Here is a 20,082-nt window from a genome sequence, read left to right as displayed (position 1 = left end):
CGGAGTACAAGAAATTCTGGACCGACCTGGCAGCGGGTGAATTCTCGGCCGGGGAATACAAGCGCTTTGGCAAGAGCGGCGAGGAAATCTGGATCAACGCCTCTTACAACCCGGTCTTGGATGCCGATGGCAAGCCGGTAAAGGTGGTGAAATTCGCCACCAACATCACCGAGGAAAAACGCCGCACGGCGGAGCAGGACGGCAAGATGGCGGCGATCAGCCGGGCGCAGGCGGTGATTGAGTTTGAACTGGACGGCACCATCCTGACGGCCAATGAAAATTTTCTGGCCACTGTAGGCTATTCGCTGGATGAAATCCGCGGCCAGCATCACCGGATGTTCTGTGAACCGGACTACGCCAATTCGCCGGAATACAAGAAATTCTGGGCTGATCTGGCTGCTGGCGACTTTTCAGCGGGTGAATACAAACGCTTTGGCAAGGGTGCCGCAGAGGTTTGGATCAATGCCTCCTACAACCCGGTCTTTGATGCGGATGGCAAGCCCGTGAAAGTGGTGAAATTCGCCACCAACATCACCGCGGCTAAGCAGGTTGAACAGGAAGTCACAAATATTGCCACCCGCTTTGCCGAACAATCGCAAGAGATTTCCCAGCAGGCTCAGACCGTTGCTGGCGGCGCCCAGACGCTGGGCTGCACAACGGAAGAAATCAGTGCTTCAATTGAAGAACTGAGCGCTTCGATCGACTCAATTGCCCAGAACAGCAATCATTCTGATGAGATCGCACAGAAGACCAAAGAAGAAGCAGATCTGGGGGCCAAGGCCATCGAGCGTTCGATTGAGGCGATGGACCTGATCAACGCTTCTTCCGAGGAGATCAGCGAGATCGTCAAAACCATCAGCGAAATCGCCAGCCAGACCAATCTGCTCGCCTTTAATGCTGCGATCGAGGCGGCGCGCGCCGGAGAGCACGGGCTTGGCTTCTCGGTGGTTGCGGATGAAGTGCGCAAACTGGCGGAGCGGTCGTCGCAATCGACCAAGGAAATCAGCAAGCTGATCAATGACACGGTCAAGCGTGTCAGCCAGGGCAGCGAGATCTCCAGAGAGGCGGGGGCTGCGTTCACCAAAATTCTGACCGGCATCTCGGACACCACAGATTCCATCGCGCAGATTTCCGTGGCAGCCAATGAGCAGCAAACCGCAGCGCGCGATGTGGCCGAGGCGATCCAGAGCATCGTTGACGCATCGGAGGAGGCGGTCATTGCCTCTGACTCGATTGCTGGCGCGACGGATGAGCTGAGCAGCGGTGCGCAAGAGCTGAAGGCGGAGGTAGCAAAACTGGGCTGCTAACCGGCTGTGCAAGTAACAAGTAAAAAAGGGTTTCGCTGTGAGTAAGACTGTTTCCGATACCGTCATGAGCGATGGTGATTTTGCCAGGCTGCGCGCCATCGTTCACAAACAAACGGGAATAACCATCGGCGAAACCCGCAAGTCCATGCTGGTCAGCCGGCTGCGCGGACGCCTGCGCGACCTGGAAGAACAGAGCTTTGCTTCTTACATCTCGCGCCTCTCCAAGGATCCGGATGAGATGCAGGAACTGACCAACCGGGTCACTACGAATGAGACCTATTTCTACCGGACGCCAAGGGTCTGGACCTATTTTCAGGAGGTCTTCCTTCCCGGGTTCCACGCCAAGGAGGAGAACCGCCGGCTGCGCGTCTGGTCGGCTGCTGCCTCAACCGGAGAAGAAGCGCACACCATTGGGACCATTCTTGAACAGCAGCGGTTGAGCGTCTCGGGTTTCGACTATTCGGTGCTGGGCACCGATGTTTCTTCCCGCGTGCTGGAGGTGGCCCAGAAAGGGGTTTACAACGGCCGCTCAATTGCCCGTTTCCGCAAAAGCCAGCCCGAGCTCTTCACCAGCCATATGGCCGGCAGTGATGCTGATGGCTTCAAGGCAGTTCCGCAGGTGCGGGCCCGGATCAAGTTCAAACTGCACAATCTCTTGGAAAAGCTGGGCGGCACGACCCCGTTCGACGTGGTGTTTCTGCGCAATGTGCTGATCTATTTCACGGACGAGGACCAGGAAAAAATCCTCAGCCACGTGCGGGACCTGATCCGGCCGGACGGGGTGCTGTTCATTGGGGAAAGTGAAACCCTCAAAAAGCTCAACACTGGATTTGAGCAGGTCGCACCCATCATTTACCGGCCGATAGCAAGGGCAGCTGGTCAATGCGCGTGAACGCTAATGAGAAAATCCACGTGCAGATCGGCGAGGTCAAGACCGGCAGGGCCGGTCAGTCGCTGAATGCCATCCTGGGATCCTGCATCGGGCTGGGGTTGCTCTATCCGGCCAAAGGCATCTACGGGCTGGCCCATTGCCTGCTATCGCAATCCGGCAAGGTGGGTAATGAAATCAGCGGCCGCCACGTGGATCAGGCCATCACGTCCCTGCAGTCCTTGATGGACATCCCCCGCGGTGAAGTCCGCAAACTGCAGGCCATTGTTGTTGGCGGCGCCAACATGACGATGCCGCCAGACACCGACCCCTCCCGGCTGGTTGGCAGCATCAACGCCAGGTTTGCCTACAAGGCCCTGCGCGAGGCGGGCTTGCGCAACATTTATGAGGATGTGGGCGGCATGCAAGGCAGGCAAGTGACCATCGATTGTTCAAGCGGCGAGTTTTCAGTCGCCGACATCCCGCGATTGGGGGCATCAAAATGAACTTGAATCCGACTGATCCGCTGCTGCTGACCAAGCAGGCCGGTGCAGAAGAACCCGGCTTCGAAGCCGGCCTGGAGATACCTGTGCCTGCCGGTTCCGCCAAGGAAGAGGCAAAGCCGCGCCGGGACACCATCTACGGCTCCTTCATGATTGACGAGAGCGAGTTCGCATTGCCAGTTGCCGTGGTCCAGGAAGTGGTGAACGAACCGGATGACATATCTCCGGTGCCGCTGTCGCCTTCCTTTATGCCCGGGCTGTTCAATCTGCGCGGCAAGATCATTCCGATTGTGGACTTGCGCCAGTTGCTGGAGTTCCCCGAGACTGCAAAGACAAGCGGCCGCAAGGTGGCCATTATCGAACATGGTGCGCACAGCATTGGCCTGCTGTTTGACCGGACAAGCGAGGTGCTGAGCGAAAAGGACGCCGCGCGGGTTGATTTCCGTCCAAACAACCGCGGCATCAAAGATCTGGTCATAGAGGGTGTCCTCAAGTTTGATGACGGGGAACGGCTGGTTCAGGTCCTTGATCCTTACGAGCTGCTGAATCTGGACAAACTGCCCCGCGCGGACCACAAAACCGAACAGAAAACCGCAACGGTCAGCCGGGGAAACAGACGGACCTGCATCTCTTTCCAGACCGGGCATACCTCATGTGCCATCGACTTGCGCTACGTGCAGGAGGTCCGTGAGATGCCGAAGGTGGACCAGTCGCTGTTCGCGCATGACTGCATCCTGGGGACATCCAACCTGCGCGGGGTCATTCTTCCGGTGATTGATTTCCGCGGCTTTCTCGGGGATGAAGCGGTCTTTGCCTTAGGGGCAACAATTTCCAAAGACCGCCGGATGCTGGTGATCGAAACTCCAGCAGGCCCGGTGGGTCTCATGGTTTACTCCATCGACAGCATCCTGCCGTACTTCGAAGATGAAGTGCTGCCCTTCGCCAAACTGGCATTGCCGCGCAGCGACCTGGTGGATGGCTGCCTGATCGATGACAGCAACCGGATTGTCATGATGCTGGATCCGGTGAAACTCCGTCAGGAGCCGCGTTTCATCGAGGCCGCAAAAGCATGCCAGGAGATTTATCCTCCGGACACGGTAAGAGACGAAGAAAGCAAGCTGGCAAGCAGCGCTGCCAGGCGGACATTCATCCAATTTTCCTTTGAAAAACGGTTCGCCCTGGACACGGAGCATGTCAGCGAGGTGATTAACCGCCCGCAGGAACTGCTGGAACCGCCTTTTTCGCTAAGTTTCGTCGAAGGGATTGTCAACCTCAGGGGGGAGTTGATAACGCTGCTCAATCCCCGGCTTCTTTACGGGCTGCCCGCCTGCAAGAGCGAAGACCAAAAGGTGCTGATCTTCCGGCACAATGATCAAAAGTTTGGAATTCTTGTGGATTCCGTTGATGAGATTGTCATGACAACAGAAGCCTCGGTGCGGGATCTCAAACCGATGGATCAGCAGGGCACGGCCAAAAGCATCACCGATGATGTCATCGGCTGCCTTCAGCATACAGCCCTAAACGGCAGTTCAGTTTCAGTGCTGGTGCTGGACGCGGGAGCGCTGATTGAGCGCTGTCTTTCCGCCGCCCAAGCTGCCCCGGCGGGAACCTGACACGCGACCAGGCATGATGCGCAAACGCTTGCGTACATAGACGGACCGGCGGCGCGCCGGCGCCACCGTCTTCCGCTTGTCAGTGAAGGGCGCCGTGCCGCCATACCTGCACTTGCAGAACCTGCATCAGCCGGACCGGCTGTGCCGCAAACACCGGCGGCCGTTTTCCCGCTTCCTCTGTTCCCTGATCATCTGAAGGTCTTCACGCCAGCGTATCCTGTCAGCGTCCATCCATCTTTGAGCGCCGCCGGACGCAGTCAAATTGAAGACGCCCCAGAGGTTCGGACAACGATGACTAGATCCGGTAGAGCAGCCTTTCTACCGGCACAGTCCTTGGCCCCAGCCCCAGTATTTCCTCCGGGTCTGGAACGGGATGGCGTCAGCCTGCCAAGGACTGAGGAACTTCAGTAGCATAATGACCATCCCCCGATGCTGCATCATTTGTGCGGAAAGCGCCAATAGCCCCCGCCATGGCCTGCGCCTCTTTAGACAGGCCCAGGCTGGAAGAAGTGACTTCCTCAAACAGGGCTGCGTTGCGGGTTGTCGCATCGTCCAGGCTGGACATCGCCGAATTGATCTCCTGCAGGCTGCCGGACTGCTCCGAGGAGGCTTCGGAGATGTTTTTCATCAGATCGGCCGCGCTGGCCACAGATGCGGAAATCTCGCTGATGGCAGCCCGTGTCTGCTCGACAAGTTCGGCGCCGAGTTCGACGTTTTCACCCGCCTCATCCACCAGCGCAGCAATTTCGGTTGCAGCCTCTTTGGAGCGGTGCGCCAGGGTGCGCACTTCGGAGGCCACCACAGCAAAGCCCTTGCCAACCGAACCTGCACGCGCCGCCTCGACGCCGGCGTTCAGGGCCAAGAGATTGGTCTGCTGCGCAATCGCTTCGATCATGCCAATGATCCGGGAGATTTTTTCCGAGCTGTCCTTGATCGCTTCCATCGCGCCATAGGTGCGCTTGACCACATCGATGCTGTCGCCCGCGTTCTGACGGGCCGCTTCGACCGAAGCGGCGGCTTCGCCAGAGGCGTGGGCAGTACTGGTGATAGAGACCGACAGCTGGTTCACCGCCGCGGCTGTTCCGGCAAGGGTCTGCGCCGTGCGCTCCGAGCGCTCGGAGAGGTCGCGCGAGGCCGCGGAGATTTCGGTTGTGCCGCCAGCAATCGACTGGCCGCTGGTACTGAGGCTGCGCACGGAGTCTTCGAGCTTTTCCAGCGCCGCATTGAAATCGTCGCGCAGTTTGGCATATCCCTCGCCCATCTCGGTGCGGATCCGGATTGTCAGATCGCCCTGCGACAGCCGCTCCAGCCCGTGGCCGATGGCGGTCACCGCTGCGGTCTGTTCAGCCAGACGGGCGTTGCGCTCCGCTTCGGCAGCGGCTTCCACTTCGCCCTTCTCAACCAGCCCGTCGCGGAAAACCGACAGCGCTGCAGCAATGCGGTAAATCTCGTCGCTGGCCCGCTCAAACCCGGTGACCGGGCGCAAGTCGCCTTCTGCCAGCCGCTCAGTGGTGCCGCTGATATTGGCCAGCGGGCGCAGGATCAGGATCCGGGTCAGGATCAAGGCCGTCAGGAAAACTCCCGCCGCCACGGCCATCAGGATCTGCAACTGGTGCTGCGCCGCCTTCACGTCACTGGCCAGCCCGCCGGCGATGGCTGAAATCTCCTGCTGGCTGCCGGCACCCAGGTCGGTCGCGCGGCGGGCAAATTCCAGCACTGCATCCACCGTCGCCTGGGACGCCGCAACCGCGGCTTCGGCGGCCTCCAGCGAAGCTGTCTTGAACACCGGCAGCCCCTGACTAGGATCCGCAAGGGCCACCATCCCTTCCAGTTCCTGCGCAAACACGCCATCCTTGAAACCGGTAAACCCTTGCAGTGCCTCGGCGGCCGATTGCAGCGGCTCTGCCGCGGCCTGAACAACAGCGGGATCACGCGCCGCCGCCATATCCAAAGCAGCTACCTGGAAGGCGCTGATCCAGCCGTTGATCTCGAGCAGCCGCTGCAGAACACCGACCTGATTGTCGAGCAGACCCTGAATGGCCGTGCGGTTGTCAGCGCCGGCCTGGGTGGCGGCAATCGAGAGTGTGAATACCATGCGGTCCATTGCCTGGGTCAGCGGCCGCACACTGGCATTGCGGGCGGTCAGCACCTCATTTCGGCTTTCCTTCAGTTCTTTGCGGCTGGCGGACAATGTGTAGCGGAACAGCTCCACACCCTCGCGCACCTTCTTGGCACGGAAGGCATCCAGCCCCAGATCCTCAAGGCGCCCCATCACCGGTTCCAGCCGCTTCAGCGCGTCATTTGCCATTTTCTTGAGCGCCCGTTTGGTGGGCACATCGCGCACATGCCCCAGCGCCAGTGCGGCGCCGGACAGGACGCTGATGTCGGCCCGGGCCTCAAGCAGGGCCTGCAGGCTACCGAATTGCTGCTCGACAAGATTGTTGAGAACTGTATCAACCTGACCGATGGTCGCTTCACCGCCGGCCATCAGGCTGTCACGGGCTTCCGAGGCCACCTGCACCAATTTGCCCTGCAGAGCCTGGCTCAACGTCTGGAGATTTGCTGTCTGGGTGTCGATCCATGCCTGGTTGCGAAAGGCCCCTTTACGGGCTGCCACCAGGCTGTTCAGCCGCTCCGAAGCGGCCGCAGCGGCGGGCACGAACAATGTCTGCTCTGCGTCAGGCAGCTTGGCAACGGTGCCATCAAGACTGGCAATGGTTGCAGCAGCCTCTTCCTCGGCCGCGGCTAGGGCCTGCTCGCTGCCAGCCTGCAGCACGCCGATCATCGCATTCTTGGTCCGGGCTGCGGCATTGACCAACTGGCTGCTCATCTCGAGCTGCGGTACTTTTTCACCGGTCAGCACATCCATCTGGCGGCCGGTCTGGGCAAACACCAGGGTGACCAGAATACCGCCCACTGCTGACGCTGCACCCATTGCCATCAGAATCAGCGTAATCTTGGCGCCGATACTGGAGAACAGCCGGAATTTGCGTTTCGCAGGAACGTCTTTCTGTGCAGTCATAGTCTCACCCGAGGCTCACGCCGTTTGTCTGCGCCCGTTTTGTTCAGAAGCCGGCCAGGCAGCCGGCCCTGCCGCCGCAAAGGCCGGCCCGGGCAATCAATCGTGCAGGGCTGCAGCCGCGCCGCTGCCCGCTTCTCCAAGACAGAAGAAGAGCAAGACCGTAAAAAAACTATAAGGAGACCGCAGAAAGTCAGTTGGATTTTATGCAACTGCCGCTGCACCCGCCTCCAGGGTCCGGCTGCGGTTTCAAGCCGATCCGGACAGGCGCCGGGCCGCATGCAGCGGCAGGTTCACCGCCTCGGAATCCGGGCGGTAGCCGTTGATCGGGTCGAAGACGTGGCGGATCCGGCCGCCGTCCCGGCTGGTGGTCAGCAGCACCGGCCGGCCGTTCACCTGCTCGCTGGACACCGAGACCGGCAAGGTGCCGGAGAGCCAGCCGCCATAGCTGACAGCACCGTTGCTGCCGCGGATGACAATCTCAAAATAATCCAGCGCCGCCATCCGGAAGATCAGATCCGGCACCTCTTCCGGCGGGCTGCCCAGATGCTCGACAGTCAGTTCGGCGCCGATCAGATTACGCACGGAATACCCCCAGCGATGCATGAAATCCTCAACCACGTCGAGGATTTCCTGGGTCCGCTCCTCAGGCTGCACACCCTGCCCGTATTGCGAAAACAGGCGCTCAAAATCCAGATTTTCTGTCACTCTGCCCCTCACGAAAGACACGTGCAGGCCGCACCGCTCTTGTCAGCGGCCGGCCCGCAACAGCGGGTTACTTGTGTCTTCAATTTCTGTATCGGCACTCTGACACAAAAATGCATTCCAGATACATCTTACCCGGCGTCACCCTGTTCAGGGCGCGGCGGCAGCCGTGCCGCTATTCGGGCACGCCCGCCTGCCGCAGAGCAGAGGCCCACTCCTGCCCGGCCGGGCTCATCGCTGCCGGATTGTCTCGCTGGAACTGAGACAGGCAAAACTCCGGCGCCGCCTCAAGCAGTTTCTGCACCGTGGTACGGGCCTCCTCGCCCCGGCCCGACATCTGCAGCGCAATTGCCTTGGAGCGCAGCGGCACCGGGAACGCCCGCTTGGCTTCCAGCGAGCGGTCCGCCAGCTCAATCGCCCGGCCGAAGTTGCGGGCCGACAGGTTCGCCAGCGCAGAGATTGCATCAAAATAATAGCGCTGCGGGCCCAGGGGGGTCAGCCGCCGCGCTGCATCGGTCATCTGAACCGCCTCGTCCGGCATATCCTGATACGCCAGCGTGGCCCCTTTGAGCAGCAGTGCCAGCGCCTCGTTCGGGTTGTCGCGCAAGGCCAGGTCATAGGCGTCCTGGGCCAGGTCGAAGCGGAAAGTCAAATGGCTGGAAATGACACCTTTGAGCGTATGGGCCAACGAAAACCCTGGCGAAGCCTCTATTGCAGCATCGGCCAGACGGCTGGCCAGGCGGCTGTCCTCCTCCCGGTTCGGCGACAGGCCTTTTTCCACCCGCATCACGTGCCAAAATCCCATCCAGGTCAGCGGCAGCGCATGCTTCGGCTCCCGCTCCAGCAGATGCGACAGGATTTCGTGCGCCTGCTGGAACTTCTGCGTCTCCATCTCTTGCATCAAAGAGATCGCGGCCATCAGCAAGGCATGGCTCTCCAGCGTTGCGAGAGGTTTAAACCCGGCCAGCCGGACGGCCTCGCCCGCCGCGCTCTGGCCAATCTGCTGGGTGGCATTGCGCAGCACCGCGCTGCGCCCTTCCATCAGGCTGCTCTGGGTGCCCTCGAAGCTGCGCGACCAGATCACCTTCTCGCGGACAGCATCGTGCAGATCAATCTCGGCGCGGAAACGGCTGCCCTCGCCGGTGATAGTGCCGGATACAAGGTAATCGACACCCGCCACCGAAGACACTTCGGCCGGGCGCACGGTGTCCGGATCGAACTGGCGCGAGGCCAAATAAGAGGTGACTGAAAAGGCCCAGCTGCGCGATAGATGACGCGACAATTCCTCAGACATCAGCGAACCCAGCGGCGCCGTGGTCTGCCCCGGCGACCGGTGCACGAAGGGCAAGACCGCAATTGACGGCAGCAGCCGGTCCAGAATGACGCGGCCCGGCGGCAGCCCTGCATGCGGTGCCGGGCCAGAGGCGCCGCGGGCGTATTCCGCCCGGGTGTCGCCCAGCCAGGCATTGAAAACGGTTTCATGCGGCAGCTCGAATCCTTCCATGAATTCGGCATTTGCCATGCAGCTGTCCATCTCCACCCGGGTCAGATCAAGTATGACCCGTTCACGGTTGGCGAACAGCAGTTTTGCCGCGTCCGGCCCCAGATGCCGCCGCAGCGTCGACAGCGCAGTCCGCAGGCTGGCCTTGGCCTGTTCCGGCTGCGCCAGGCACCACAGGGTCTTTTCCAAAAACGCACGGGTGCGGATGCCGCCATCCGCGGTGGAAAGCAGCGCCATCAGCGCTTGATGCTTGGCCCCCAGTTGCACATTGGATCCGTCCGCATGGAAGACCCCAAAGGCACCAAACCGGCAAATCTTAAGAAAAACAGTCATCTGTTAACCCCACTTAACGCTTGCTGCACCCGAGATTAAAGTACCGTCATATTGCATTGCTGTCACCGGTTTTGCAACTATAGATTGCATTTAACCTTTGACTGATCCCGACCGCGCCTCATCAACAACTAATGGATGTAATTTTATGAGAATACAGTATAGTTAATTTTGCGTTACACAACAGAGCCCGGCGGTCCGCTCACAATAAATCCGCCTTTTCTTGCAACGCCTTCAACAAAATTCACCCCAAAGAAATAAAACACCCGCTTAACGCCCGCCGTACGTGCAAACACTCCTACTTTTGCGCGGAACTTGCGCCACTGTAATGCAGTCTGAACAATATACAACGTCAAATGGCGGAGCCTCAACCTGACCGAGCACAGTGCAGGATGCCGCAAAACTGCCATTGCCCAAGGGCAGCCCAGGTAATCGAAAATCAGCAACGCTTGCTGCGCCCCGCGCTTGCCGGGCTGCTAAGCGGCCTGATCAGAGAAGCAAAGGGCAGTTAGGCAGGCCGCTAAAGCCCCGGCACAAACCGGTAACCGCTGCCTGCACGTTCAGCCCGGCCAAAGCCTCCGCCCGGCAGGTGATAGCCGACCAGTTGCATCTGCTCAGCAACAAGCTGATCAAGAAGCCGTACCCGGGCTGCCGCGGCGGCCTGCGGATCCTGGTCGCTGCCGACAGGCCAGGCGGGCTCAGCAAAACTGACGTGGTGATTGCCAATCGCGTCCCCGAGGACCATCACACTGCTGCCGCCGCCTCGGATTTCAAACGACATATGGCCCGGAGAGTGGCCGGGCGTGGCATGGGCTGCAACGCCCGGCAGAATTTCAGTGCCATCAGAGAACAATTGCACGCTGTCTGCCAGAACCTCGAGACGGCGGCGGGCCCCTGCAGCCATGGAAGCACGGCCATTGCCGATGCGGGCCGCGGTATCCGGGTCGAACCAGTAGTCCCACTCGCCCTGCCCCATCAGATGCACGGCTTCGGGAAACAGCAGATCGTCAAAATCATCCAGCACGCCCCAGAGATGATCCGGATGGCAATGGGTGAAGACCACGTGGGTAACGTCTTCCGGCGCAATCCCGAGAGCGTCCAGCGCTACCGGCAGCCTGCCCGCACTGTCCTGGAACCCTGGTCCGGAGCCTGCATCGAACAGCACAACCTTGCCCGCCTCGCGGAGCAGGGTGACATTGATTTCCGGCTGCAGCGGCCCCGGGGCCAAGCCATGCTGCTGAAGCACCGGCTGCAGAGCCTGCGGATCCAGCCCTCCGAAGACAAACTCCCGCGGCAGGGTCAGGCTGCCATCCGAAACGGTTTCAACCCGCTTGCCGCCCAGGTCGATCCCGGCCGTGGCCCAGCCCGGCGCCGCTGCTGCTGCCAGCCCCGCCGCGGCCGCCAGGCCAAATTTCCGTCTGGTCAATGCCATGGCTTTCCCCCGCTGCAGGCATGCGTTCAAAATTCACACATTCTATTTTATGAATTTTATTGAGCTGCCGCAACAAAAGAAACCCTCCGCCCTGCCGCAAGCTTGCAAAGACCGGGTGAAATACTTCAGGCCAGCCCCTGCGCTGTGCAATTGCTGCGCAATGCGGCGCAAAACCGCTGGGCCGCAGCGGAGAGCTGATGCTCGCGCCGGACGCAAAGGCCTACCGGACCAAGCGTGCTGCCAGTATCGAGCGGCAGCGCCGTCATGCGGCCTGCCTCCAGCTCCGGCCGCACCACGCCCTGGCTGATGATCCAGACCGCCTGATGCGACAGCACGAAACGCCGGCCCAAAGCCGCAGACACGGTTTCTACCGGGAACCGCGGCATCGCCAGACCCTGCTCCAGGAACATCCGCTCGACAAAGGGGCGGATGATTGATCCTTCCGAGGGCATCAGCACAGGGTAGCTTTCAAACACTCCGGGCAGCACATGGGTGATGTCGGCAAGGGGGTGGTCCCGCGCAACCACTGCAACCACCCGTTCACGGAACAACGGGTCGAATTCCACTCCGGCCATGGTTTCGGGTGCAGGCAGCCTGCCAACCACCACATCCAGACTTCCGCGGCGCAGCTGGTCTATCAGAAACTGATTTTCGCCGGTCCGGACCCTAAACCGGCCCGGCGCACCGCCCCCGCGCAGTTGCGCCAGTGTGTCCGGCACCAGATCCGCTGCCACAGTGGGCAGCGCACCGATGGAAACCAGCGGACCTTCCTCTTCATCCAGCCCCTGCAGCAGCGCCACCCCGTCCCGCGCCAGCGCCAGGCTGCGCCCGGCATGATCGCGGAACAACTCGCCATAGCCGCTGAGCCGGATGCCGCGGCCATGTTTCTCGACCAGAGGCTTGCCGCAGACCTCCTCCAGTTCGCGTAAGGCTCTGGTGACCGCAGGCTGGGTCATGCCCAATGCCTCGGCCGCCTGGGTAACGCTCATCTTGCGGGCCACTTCGACAAAGACCTCTAGATGACGGAGTTTCAACGAAGATGATAAACGCATATCGAGCAGGTTATGATTTCATGCATATTTATGGATTATACAGATCAGTCCCGCTATGCGATACTTCCCTCAGCAAAGGGAGTGCAAGATGACGCAGGACCGCTACAGCCGCGGCATGGCGGTACGGCGCCAAGTACTGGGCGAGACCCATGTGGACCGCGCCGAGGCCGCCAAGACAGCGCTGGACAAACCGTTTCAGGATCTGATCACCGAAACCGCCTGGGGCAACGTCTGGGCGTCAGACCGGATCAGCTTGCGCGAACGCTCAATGCTGACGCTGGCTCTGCTGGCCGCAACCGGCAATTTCGATGAGATCCCGATGCATATCCGGGCCACCGCCCGCACCGGCGCCAGCCAGGACGATGTACTGGAGGCGTTTCAGCACGTCGCGGTCTATGCCGGTGTCCCGCGCGCCAACCGCGCGCTGAAACTGGCCAAACAGACCTATGCCGAGATGGACGCCGAGGGAGGGCAACCCGCATGACCACGCCGCCGAAGCCGGGCGAGTTCTATCAGCGCGACCGCCGCTGGCACCCGCCCGCGCTGTCGCAGGATTACAAGACCTCGGTCACCCGGTCGCCACGGCTGCCGCTGATCAGCCTGGAAAACACCGCCAGCGAAATCACCGGGCCGGTGTTCGGCCATAAAGATATTGACCCCGCCGACAATGATCTGCTGCGCAACTTTGCCAAACCAGGCGAAAGCCCGATCGGCGAGCGGATCATTGTGCATGGCCGGGTGCTGGATGAAAACGCACGCCCCGTGCCGAATACGCTGGTGGAAATCTGGCAGGCCAATGCCTCCGGCCGCTACCGGCACAAGAAAGACACCTACCTGGGCGCGCTGGACCCGAATTTCGGCGGCTGCGGCCGGACCCTGACGGATGCGGAGGGCAATTACTGTTTCCGCACCGTGAAACCCGGCGCCTACCCCTGGCGCAATTGGGTGAACGACTGGCGGCCCGCGCATATCCATGTCTCGGTCTTTGGCACCGGCTTTGCCCAGCGGCTGATCACTCAGCTCTATTTCGAGGGCGATCCGCTGATTGCCCGCTGCCCGATCGTCAACACCATTCCGGACCCTGCGGCAGTAGAGATGCTGATTGCCCGGATGGACATGAACGCAACAATCCCGCTGGACACCATCGCTTACAGGTTCAACATCGTGCTGCGCGGGCGGCGCTCAACCCTGTTTGAGAACCGGCTGGAGGGGAACTGATGGGCCAAAAGCTGGAGTATCTTAAGGAAACGCCTTCGCAGACCGCAGGCCCTTATGTGCATATCGGCCTTGCCCCCGGCGCGGCGGGGTTCGAGATTTACGAACAGGAGCTTGGCTGGGACATGGCCGGGCCCAACGCCAAAGGCGAGCCTATCCGGGTTGAGGGCGTGGTGCTGGACAGCACCGGCGCGCCGGTGAAGGACGTGCTGCTGGAGGCTTGGCAAGCCAACGCAGAGGGGGTCTATGCGCATCCCGAACACATTGGCGAGGTGGAGGACGGTTTCCGCGGCTGGGGCCGGGTGATCACCGATTTCGAGACCGGCGAATGGGGATTTGATACGGTAAAGCCCGGCCCGGTGACGGGACGCAACGGCCAGATGATGGCACCGCACATCAACCTGTGGATCGTCGCCCGCGGCATCAATGTGGGCCTGAACACCCGTCTCTATTTCGAGGATGAGGCAGAAGCCAATGCCGCTGATCCGGTGATCAATCTGATCGAGTGGGAAAGCCGCCGCCAGACCCTGATCGCCCGGCGCTGCGAGCGGGGCGGCCAGCCGGTCTACCGCTTTGACATCCGCCTGCAGGGCGACGGTGAAACCGTTTTCTTTGACATCTGAGGGGAAAGGCCAATGAGCAAACCCTGTATCATCTGCGTCGCCATCACCGGCTCGGTCCCGACCAAGGCCAACAATCCGGCGGTGCCTGTTACCATTGCCGAGCAAATCGAAAGCACCCAGGAAGCGTTTGAGGCCGGTGCTTCCATCGCCCATTGCCATGTGAGGAATGACGACCAGACTCCGTCCTCGGACCCGGAGCGGTTCGCACGCCTGATGGAAGGTCTTCAGAAACACTGCCCCGGCATGATTGTGCAGCTTTCGACCGGCGGCCGCTCCGGCGCAGGCCGCGAACGCGGCGGCATGCTGCCGCTCAGGCCCGATATGGCGTCGCTGTCGGTGGGATCGAACAACTTTCCGACCCGGGTTTATGAGAACTCGCCCGATCTGGTCGACTGGCTGGCTTCGGAAATGCGGACCTATGAAGTGAAACCCGAGATCGAGGCCTTCGACCTGTCGCACATACATCAGGCGGTGAAGATGAACCGGGAGGGGCGTATTCCCGGCACCCTTTATGTGCAGTTTGTGATGGGGGTGAAGAACGCGATGCCGGTCGATAGGGATGTGTTCGACTATTACGTCAAAACCATGCAGCGGCTGGCACCGGAGGCCGAGTGGTGCGGTGCCGGAGTCGGACCGGGGCAAATCCTGGTCAATGAATGGTCCATCGCTGCAGGCGGACATACCCGAACCGGGCTGGAAGACAACATGCGGCTTGACCGCGAAACATTGGCGCCATCCAATGCAGCGCTGGTGAAACGTGCGGTAGAACTGTGCGGCAAGTATGAACGACCGGTGGCCACTTGGCAGCAAGCCCGTGAAATCCTGGATTTGCGGCCGGGATAACTGTCACGGCTGCAATGGCTTGCAATGCAACCCAAGGCAGATAATGTGACATTAAAAACCACCAAAAAGGTACGCGCCTTGCCCACACCCTCCTCCCGGCCGGCTCTGGTCATCTTTGATTGCGATGGCGTTCTGGTGGATTCCGAGCCGATATTTCTGCGGGTCCTGCACCGCTTTCTGCTGTTTGCCGGTGCCTCCCTGTCCCATGCCGACTGCTGCAGGCAGTTCATCGGTAAAAGCAAAGCCGATGTCGAGATCTACCTGGAAGAGCAAGGGCTGGCGATCCCTGCGGACTGGCCGGATGCCTTCTATGATCAGGCGATGATAGAACTCGGACGCGACTGCAAGGCGGTAGACGGCATACGGGAAGTCCTGCAAGCGCTTGCCCAATCAGGCATCCCGTTCTGCGCAGCCTCCAACGGGTTGCGCGACAAGATCGAATTCACCCTGTCGCACACCGGCCTGCTGCCGCTGTTTGAAAACCGTATCTTTTCCGCTTATGAGGTTGGCCGCAGCAAACCGGCACCTGATGTTTTCCTGCATGCCGCCAGCCTGCATGGCATTGCGCCGGAGCGCTGCACGGTGATCGAAGACAGCCCCAGCGGGCTGGAAGCTGCGCAGGCGGCAGGCATGCCCTGTTTTGCTTACTCCGACACGGACGCCTTGCCGCCCGGCCGTCTTTTTGGCGCCCAGCCCTTTAGCGCCATGTGGCAATTGCCCGCCTTGCTGGGACTGTAGCAAGTCCGGCAATTTCACCGAAACCCAACACAACTGTCACAAAACCATTGCCGCAGGGACGTAGCAGCCAGACAAACCGAACTGGAGAAACCGCCCCATGCTGCACCCTGCCTTTGCCACCCCCGGAGAGTTCTACCGCGGCAACCTGCACACGCACTCCAACCGCTCTGATGGTGTTCTGGACCCTTCCGAGGTTTGCCGCCGTTACAAGGCCGAGGGCTATGATTTCATCGCGCTGACCGACCACTTCGTTGGCCTGTACGACTACCCGGTCACCGATACCGCAGAATTCCGCGATGAAGTCTTCACCACCCTCCTCGGTGCCGAAGTGCATTCCGGAGCAATGGAAAACGGTGAGCTATGGCACCTGGTGGCTGTCGGCCTTCCTACGGATTTCGCCCCCTCCCATTCGCCTGGGTTCCATCCGGTTGACGGCCAGGAAAGCGGACCCGAACTGGCTCAGCGCGCCCGCAATGCCGGTGCCTTTGTCGCCGTGGCGCATCCGCATTGGTCCGGGCTGACACTCGCTGATGCACGCTCGATCGAGGCCGCCCATGCGGTGGAAATCTACAACCACGGCTGTGCGGTGGAATGCGACCGTGGCGAGGGGTTCCATGTGGCGGACCTGCTGCTGTCGGAACACCGCGACCTGACGCTCATCGCCACTGACGACGCGCATTTTGCAAGCCCGGATCATTTTGGCGGCTGGGTGATGGTCAAGGCCGAGGCGAATGAGCCGGGACTGCTTCTGGAGGCACTGAAGGCCGGGCACTTCTATTCTTCGCAAGGCCCCGAATTGAAGGCCGTGGCGTTGAACAATGGCTATATCGATGTGGCCTGCTCCGCCGTCTCCACCGTGATCGTGCAAGGCCATGGCTCTGCAGCCCTGTCGCAGCATGGCGAAAGCCTGACCCAGGCCCGGATCCCGCTGGAGCGTTTCAGCAACAGCCCCTGGCTCCGGGTCACGGTGATTGACCGGGCAGGCAAGCGCGCCTGGTCCAACCCGGTCTGGCGCTGATCCCAGCAGCAGGCGCAGCCCGGCCGCTGGGCCAGGCTGCGCGCCCTACCTTTCGCCGGAGAGATCCTTGAGGATCGGGCAATCCGGCCGGCTGTCGCCCGCGCAACCTTTGATCAGCACCCCCAGCGTGTCCCGCATTGCCTGCAAATCGGCGATTTTCCCTTCGATCTTTGCTAGATGCTCCTGCGCCAGCTGCTTTACATCAGCACTGGCGCGGCTTTCATCCTCATAGAGGCCCATCAGGGTCCGGCAGTCCTCAATCGTGAACCCCAAGGCCCGCGCCCGGCACAAAAAGGCCAGCTTGTGAAGGTCGCTTTCAGCAAAACAGCGGTAGCCGTTGGCGCTGCGATGCGGTTTGATCAGGCCGATATCCTCGTAATACCGGATGGTTTTCGCCGGAAGCCCCGAGCGGCTGGCCACATCACCAATGTTCATACGCTTGCCTCCTGTTCGCGGGCCGCGCCGGATGCTTGCCTGGCCCTCCCCTCATTTATGGCCGGTTTCAGACCGCGCAAGCGCAAAGCGTTGGTCAGGACAAAGACGCTCGACAGCGCCATCGCGCCCGCCGCAAGCGCAGGTGACAGCAATGGCCCGCCGAAGGGGTAGAGAACGCCCGCCGCCACCGGCACCAAAAGCACATTGTAGCCAAACGCCCAGCCCAGGTTCTGGCGAATGTTACGCATAGTGGCACGGCTGACCGTCAGCGCATTCACCACACCGCGCAGATCGCCCGAAACCAGCACAACATCGGCCGCCTCAATCGCCACATCTGTTCCAGTACCAATGGCAATGCCCGCATCCGCAGCAGCCAGCGCAGGCGCATCGTTGATACCGTCACCGGTAAAAGCCAGCGCACCAAACTCCGCCTGCAGGTCTGTAACCGCCAAGACCTTATCCGCCGGCAGGCACTCTGCCTTCACCGCATCAATCCCCAGCTGCGCGGCGATTGCCTCTGCCGTGGCCGAGGCATCCCCGGTGATCATTGCCACCTTCAGCCCCTGTTCATGAAACGCCTTGATTGCCGCCGGAGTGCCTGGCTTGACCGGGTCCGCCACCGCCAGCACCGCCGCAGCCTGTCCCCCGATGGCCACAAACAGCGCTGTCTCGCCGCGTTCCGCCAGCCGCTGCCCTTCTGCTTTCAGACCGCCCAACGCAATGCCCTCGCGCGCCATCAGACGTGCCGTGCCCGCCAGCACCTCACACCCTTCCACTTGCGCCCGCAAGCCAAAGCCAGGAATGGCCTCAAAGGTGTCCGCCTTGGGCAGCCCTTTGCCAGCTGCTGCAACAATCGCCTGCGCGATTGGATGCTCAGAGGAAGCTTCAGCAGCCCCAGCAATCCGCAGCACCTCATCCCGCACGAACCCCTCCGCGCAGATCAGTTCGGTCAGCGCAGGCCGCCCTTCCGTTAGCGTGCCGGTCTTGTCCAGCGCAACCACCCGCACGTTCTGCAGCCGCTGCAACGCATCTCCTTTGCGGAACAGCACGCCCATTTGCGCCGCCCGTCCGATCCCCACCATGATTGAGGTCGGCGTCGCAAGGCCCATCGCGCAGGGGCAGGCGATGATCAGCACTGAGACCCCGGCGACCAATGCCAGCGGCAGCGCGGGCGCCGGGCCAAAAACCGACCAGGCCAGCACCGTGAACGCGGCCACCGCTATGATTGCTGGCACGAACCAAAGAGTTATCCGGTCCACCAGCCCTTGCACCGGCAGCTTGGCCCCCTGCGCCTGCTCCACCATTTGAATGATCTGCGCCAGCACCGTGTCGCGCCCGACCCGGGTGGCCCGGTATTCCAGCACGCTGTTGCCGTTGACAGTGCCCGCTGTCACCTCATCACCGCGGGATTTGGCCACTGGCAGCGGTTCTCCGGAAATCATGCTCTCGTCGACATAAGAGCTGCCGGAGATTACCTCGCCATCAACCGCAATACGCTCGCCCGGGCGGCTGCGGAGCAAATCTCCGGCGCCGATCTCTTCAACCGGCGTCTCCACCGTCGCGCCGCCGCTGATCACCAGCGCGGTCTTGGGCTGCAGCCCGGCCAGCTTGCGGATCGCAGCACCCGTGCGGCCCTTGGCCCTCGCCTCCAGATAGCGCCCGGTCAGGATCAGCACCACAATCACCGCCGCGGCCTCATAGTAAACATTGGCAGTGCCTGCAGGCAGCAGCCCCGGCGCAAAGGTTGAGAGCACCGAGAACCCGTATGCCGCTGCGGTACCCAGGGCCACCAGCGCATTCATGTCCGGCGCAGCGCGCAGCAACGCAGGAAAGCCCTTTGCATAAAACTGCCGGCCAGGCCCTGCCAGCACTGCCGAAGTCAGCGCAAACTGCAGCAAGTAGCTGTTCTGCATACCTATATTTGCGGCAACCCAGTGGTGCAGCACTGGTATCAAATGACCGCCCATCTCTATCAGAAAGACCGGCAGCGTCAGCATGGCGGCAATCAGCACTTGCCGCCCCAAGATGGTGATTTCCTCCGCCTTGCGCCGGCCTGTTTGCTCTGCCTCATCCGCTGCACCGCCGCTGAGGCGGGCAGGATATCCCGCTTCGGTAACCGCCCGGACCAGATCTGCAGCCCGCGCAGCACCCGTCAGAAAGCGGACCTGCGCCATCTCATTCGCTAGGTTCACAGTGGCCGACAGCACACCTGGCACCGCCAGCAGCGCCCGTTCAGCACGGCCCGCGCAGGCAGCGCAAGTGAGACTGCTCACCGTCAGAGCGGCTTGCGACTCCGCCGCTGGATAGCCCGCATCCTTCAGCGCATCAGTCAGCGCCTGCAGCGGAACATCTGATGCGGCTTCCACCTGGCCTGTCGCATTGGCCAGGTTGACCGAGGCTGCATGCACCCCCTCCACTGCCGCCAGGGCGCGTTCTGCCCGCCCGGCACATCCCGCACAGCTGAGACCAGTGATATGCAATGAAATCCGGGTGTGTTCCGACATGGGAAATCCGTTGGTTAGGGTCCTATGCTGGCTTATATGAGGGTTCCAGTCAGGGGAAGGTCAAGACCTTGCCCGGCCTTCCTTCCCCAAAACCCGAAGCCTGCGGGCAAGTTTTTGGAACAGCTGCACTTTTGCGCTCTCACTCATGGCGCGGACAGCATTTCTGCAGTCGTTTTTGGGGCAAAACAATGAGGGCCCGCGCTGATAGGGTAGCGAGGCAATGCTTGCGCGCGCCAGACCGCAAATGTAACGCTTGGTCAGGCAAACAGAAATTGCATCGCTCATTGCAAAGAATTCACCCCGGTCCCGCCCTGCGGCGGTCCGGCTCCGAAGTTAGAAGACGAAGGACAAACCGCATGATCAAGACCCGTGCCGC

At 61.3% G+C, this 20,082-nt stretch carries 17 protein-coding genes; 10 read left to right on the top strand and 7 right to left on the bottom strand.

The window, feature by feature from the left end; all coding sequences use genetic code 11:
* From RA20_RS12060 to RA20_RS12045, 4 genes are all read left to right on the top strand, one after another.
* On the top strand, positions 1-1,307 hold a 1,307-nt coding region (locus RA20_RS12060), incomplete at its 5' end, for a methyl-accepting chemotaxis protein (protein ID WP_039128825.1).
* 37 nt (positions 1,308-1,344) lie between these two features.
* Positions 1,345-2,199 (top strand): CheR family methyltransferase, encoded by an 855-nt coding sequence (locus RA20_RS12055; protein ID WP_052248978.1) that lies wholly within the window; start codon positions 1,345-1,347, stop codon positions 2,197-2,199.
* The gene (locus tag RA20_RS12050) at positions 2,190-2,681 is read left to right on the top strand and encodes a chemotaxis protein CheD (RefSeq protein ID WP_039128819.1); all 492 of its coding nucleotides are present in this window, start codon (positions 2,190-2,192) and stop codon (positions 2,679-2,681) included. The genes RA20_RS12055 and RA20_RS12050 overlap by 10 nt, the downstream gene beginning before the upstream one ends.
* Positions 2,624-4,291, top strand: a complete 1,668-nt coding sequence (locus RA20_RS12045; RefSeq protein WP_152618497.1) for a chemotaxis protein CheW — start codon at positions 2,624-2,626, stop codon at positions 4,289-4,291. Before RA20_RS12050 ends, RA20_RS12045 begins: the two co-directional genes overlap by 58 nt.
* Positions 4,292-4,670: 379 nt before the next feature.
* Here RA20_RS12045 and RA20_RS12040 read toward each other — a convergent pair whose 3' ends face one another.
* From RA20_RS12040 to pcaQ, 5 genes are all read right to left on the bottom strand, one after another.
* Entirely contained in the window at positions 4,671-7,313 is a 2,643-nt protein-coding gene (locus RA20_RS12040) for a methyl-accepting chemotaxis protein (RefSeq protein WP_052248977.1), read from the bottom strand.
* 246 nt (positions 7,314-7,559) lie between these two features.
* Complete coding sequence (locus tag RA20_RS12035; RefSeq protein ID WP_039128813.1) at positions 7,560-8,018, bottom strand: hypothetical protein; 459 nt, start codon at positions 8,016-8,018, stop codon at positions 7,560-7,562.
* A 172-nt stretch (positions 8,019-8,190) separates the two neighbouring features.
* On the bottom strand, positions 8,191-9,849 hold the full coding sequence (locus tag RA20_RS12030; protein ID WP_039128810.1) for a transcriptional regulator: 1,659 nt from the start codon (positions 9,847-9,849) through the stop codon (positions 8,191-8,193).
* A gap of 517 nt (positions 9,850-10,366) precedes the next feature.
* The gene (locus tag RA20_RS12025) at positions 10,367-11,278 is read right to left on the bottom strand and encodes an MBL fold metallo-hydrolase (RefSeq protein ID WP_039128807.1); all 912 of its coding nucleotides are present in this window, start codon (positions 11,276-11,278) and stop codon (positions 10,367-10,369) included.
* 125 nt (positions 11,279-11,403) lie between these two features.
* The gene (pcaQ, locus tag RA20_RS12020; protein WP_039128805.1) at positions 11,404-12,330 is read right to left on the bottom strand and encodes a pca operon transcription factor PcaQ; all 927 of its coding nucleotides are present in this window, start codon (positions 12,328-12,330) and stop codon (positions 11,404-11,406) included.
* Between the two features lie 88 nt (positions 12,331-12,418).
* On the opposite strand from pcaQ, the gene pcaC reads away from it, so the two are divergent.
* The 6 genes from pcaC to RA20_RS11990 all read left to right on the top strand — a co-directional run bounded on the left by pcaC (position 12,419) and on the right by RA20_RS11990 (position 16,767).
* Positions 12,419-12,814: a 4-carboxymuconolactone decarboxylase gene (gene pcaC, locus RA20_RS12015; RefSeq protein WP_039128803.1), complete on the top strand. Its 396-nt coding sequence runs from the start codon at positions 12,419-12,421 to the stop codon at positions 12,812-12,814.
* On the top strand, positions 12,811-13,548 hold the full coding sequence (gene pcaH / locus RA20_RS12010) for a protocatechuate 3,4-dioxygenase subunit beta (RefSeq protein ID WP_039128800.1): 738 nt from the start codon (positions 12,811-12,813) through the stop codon (positions 13,546-13,548). The genes pcaC and pcaH overlap by 4 nt, the downstream gene beginning before the upstream one ends.
* Entirely contained in the window at positions 13,548-14,168 is a 621-nt protein-coding gene (gene pcaG, locus RA20_RS12005; protein ID WP_039128797.1) for a protocatechuate 3,4-dioxygenase subunit alpha, read from the top strand. The genes pcaH and pcaG overlap by 1 nt, the downstream gene beginning before the upstream one ends.
* Before the next feature lie 12 nt (positions 14,169-14,180).
* Positions 14,181-15,011 (top strand): 3-keto-5-aminohexanoate cleavage protein, encoded by an 831-nt coding sequence (locus tag RA20_RS12000; protein ID WP_039128794.1) that lies wholly within the window; start codon positions 14,181-14,183, stop codon positions 15,009-15,011.
* Positions 15,012-15,056: 45 nt separating this feature from the next.
* A complete protein-coding gene (locus tag RA20_RS11995; RefSeq protein WP_193748832.1) occupies positions 15,057-15,749 on the top strand; it encodes an HAD family hydrolase in 693 nt (230 codons plus the stop codon).
* Between the two features lie 97 nt (positions 15,750-15,846).
* Positions 15,847-16,767 carry a PHP domain-containing protein gene (locus RA20_RS11990; RefSeq protein ID WP_039128790.1) on the top strand — a complete coding sequence of 307 codons (921 nt, stop codon included), beginning with the start codon at positions 15,847-15,849 and terminating at the stop codon, positions 16,765-16,767.
* A 45-nt stretch (positions 16,768-16,812) separates the two neighbouring features.
* Here RA20_RS11990 and cueR read toward each other — a convergent pair whose 3' ends face one another.
* Both cueR and RA20_RS11980 read right to left on the bottom strand, forming a co-directional pair.
* Positions 16,813-17,202: a Cu(I)-responsive transcriptional regulator gene (cueR, locus tag RA20_RS11985; RefSeq protein WP_039128787.1), complete on the bottom strand. Its 390-nt coding sequence runs from the start codon at positions 17,200-17,202 to the stop codon at positions 16,813-16,815.
* Entirely contained in the window at positions 17,199-19,706 is a 2,508-nt protein-coding gene (locus RA20_RS11980; protein WP_039128783.1) for a heavy metal translocating P-type ATPase, read from the bottom strand. Before RA20_RS11980 ends, cueR begins: the two co-directional genes overlap by 4 nt.
* Positions 19,707-20,082 lie beyond the last annotated feature (376 nt).

Origin of the sequence: Leisingera sp. ANG-Vp (genome assembly GCF_000813725.1) — a bacterium.
Classification (GTDB): Bacteria; Pseudomonadota; Alphaproteobacteria; order Rhodobacterales; family Rhodobacteraceae; genus Leisingera.
The sequence above is the reverse complement of the archived record's forward strand: the minus strand, read 5'-3'. Positions and strand labels throughout refer to the sequence as shown.

Coding starts and splice junctions, on each gene's coding strand:
- pcaQ (WP_039128805.1), bottom strand. CDS start 12,330: ATGCGTTTATCATCTTCGTTGAAACTCCGTCATCTAGAGGTCTTTGTC.
- RA20_RS12025 (WP_039128807.1), bottom strand. CDS start 11,278: ATGGCATTGACCAGACGGAAATTTGGCCTGGCGGCCGCGGCGGGGCTG.
- RA20_RS11990 (WP_039128790.1), top strand. CDS start 15,847: ATGCTGCACCCTGCCTTTGCCACCCCCGGAGAGTTCTACCGCGGCAAC.
- pcaG (WP_039128797.1), top strand. CDS start 13,548: ATGGGCCAAAAGCTGGAGTATCTTAAGGAAACGCCTTCGCAGACCGCA.
- RA20_RS11980 (WP_039128783.1), bottom strand. CDS start 19,706: ATGTCGGAACACACCCGGATTTCATTGCATATCACTGGTCTCAGCTGT.
- cueR (WP_039128787.1), bottom strand. CDS start 17,202: ATGAACATTGGTGATGTGGCCAGCCGCTCGGGGCTTCCGGCGAAAACC.
- pcaC (WP_039128803.1), top strand. CDS start 12,419: ATGACGCAGGACCGCTACAGCCGCGGCATGGCGGTACGGCGCCAAGTA.
- RA20_RS12040 (WP_052248977.1), bottom strand. CDS start 7,313: ATGACTGCACAGAAAGACGTTCCTGCGAAACGCAAATTCCGGCTGTTC.
- RA20_RS12000 (WP_039128794.1), top strand. CDS start 14,181: ATGAGCAAACCCTGTATCATCTGCGTCGCCATCACCGGCTCGGTCCCG.
- pcaH (WP_039128800.1), top strand. CDS start 12,811: ATGACCACGCCGCCGAAGCCGGGCGAGTTCTATCAGCGCGACCGCCGC.
- RA20_RS12030 (WP_039128810.1), bottom strand. CDS start 9,849: ATGACTGTTTTTCTTAAGATTTGCCGGTTTGGTGCCTTTGGGGTCTTC.
- RA20_RS12050 (WP_039128819.1), top strand. CDS start 2,190: ATGCGCGTGAACGCTAATGAGAAAATCCACGTGCAGATCGGCGAGGTC.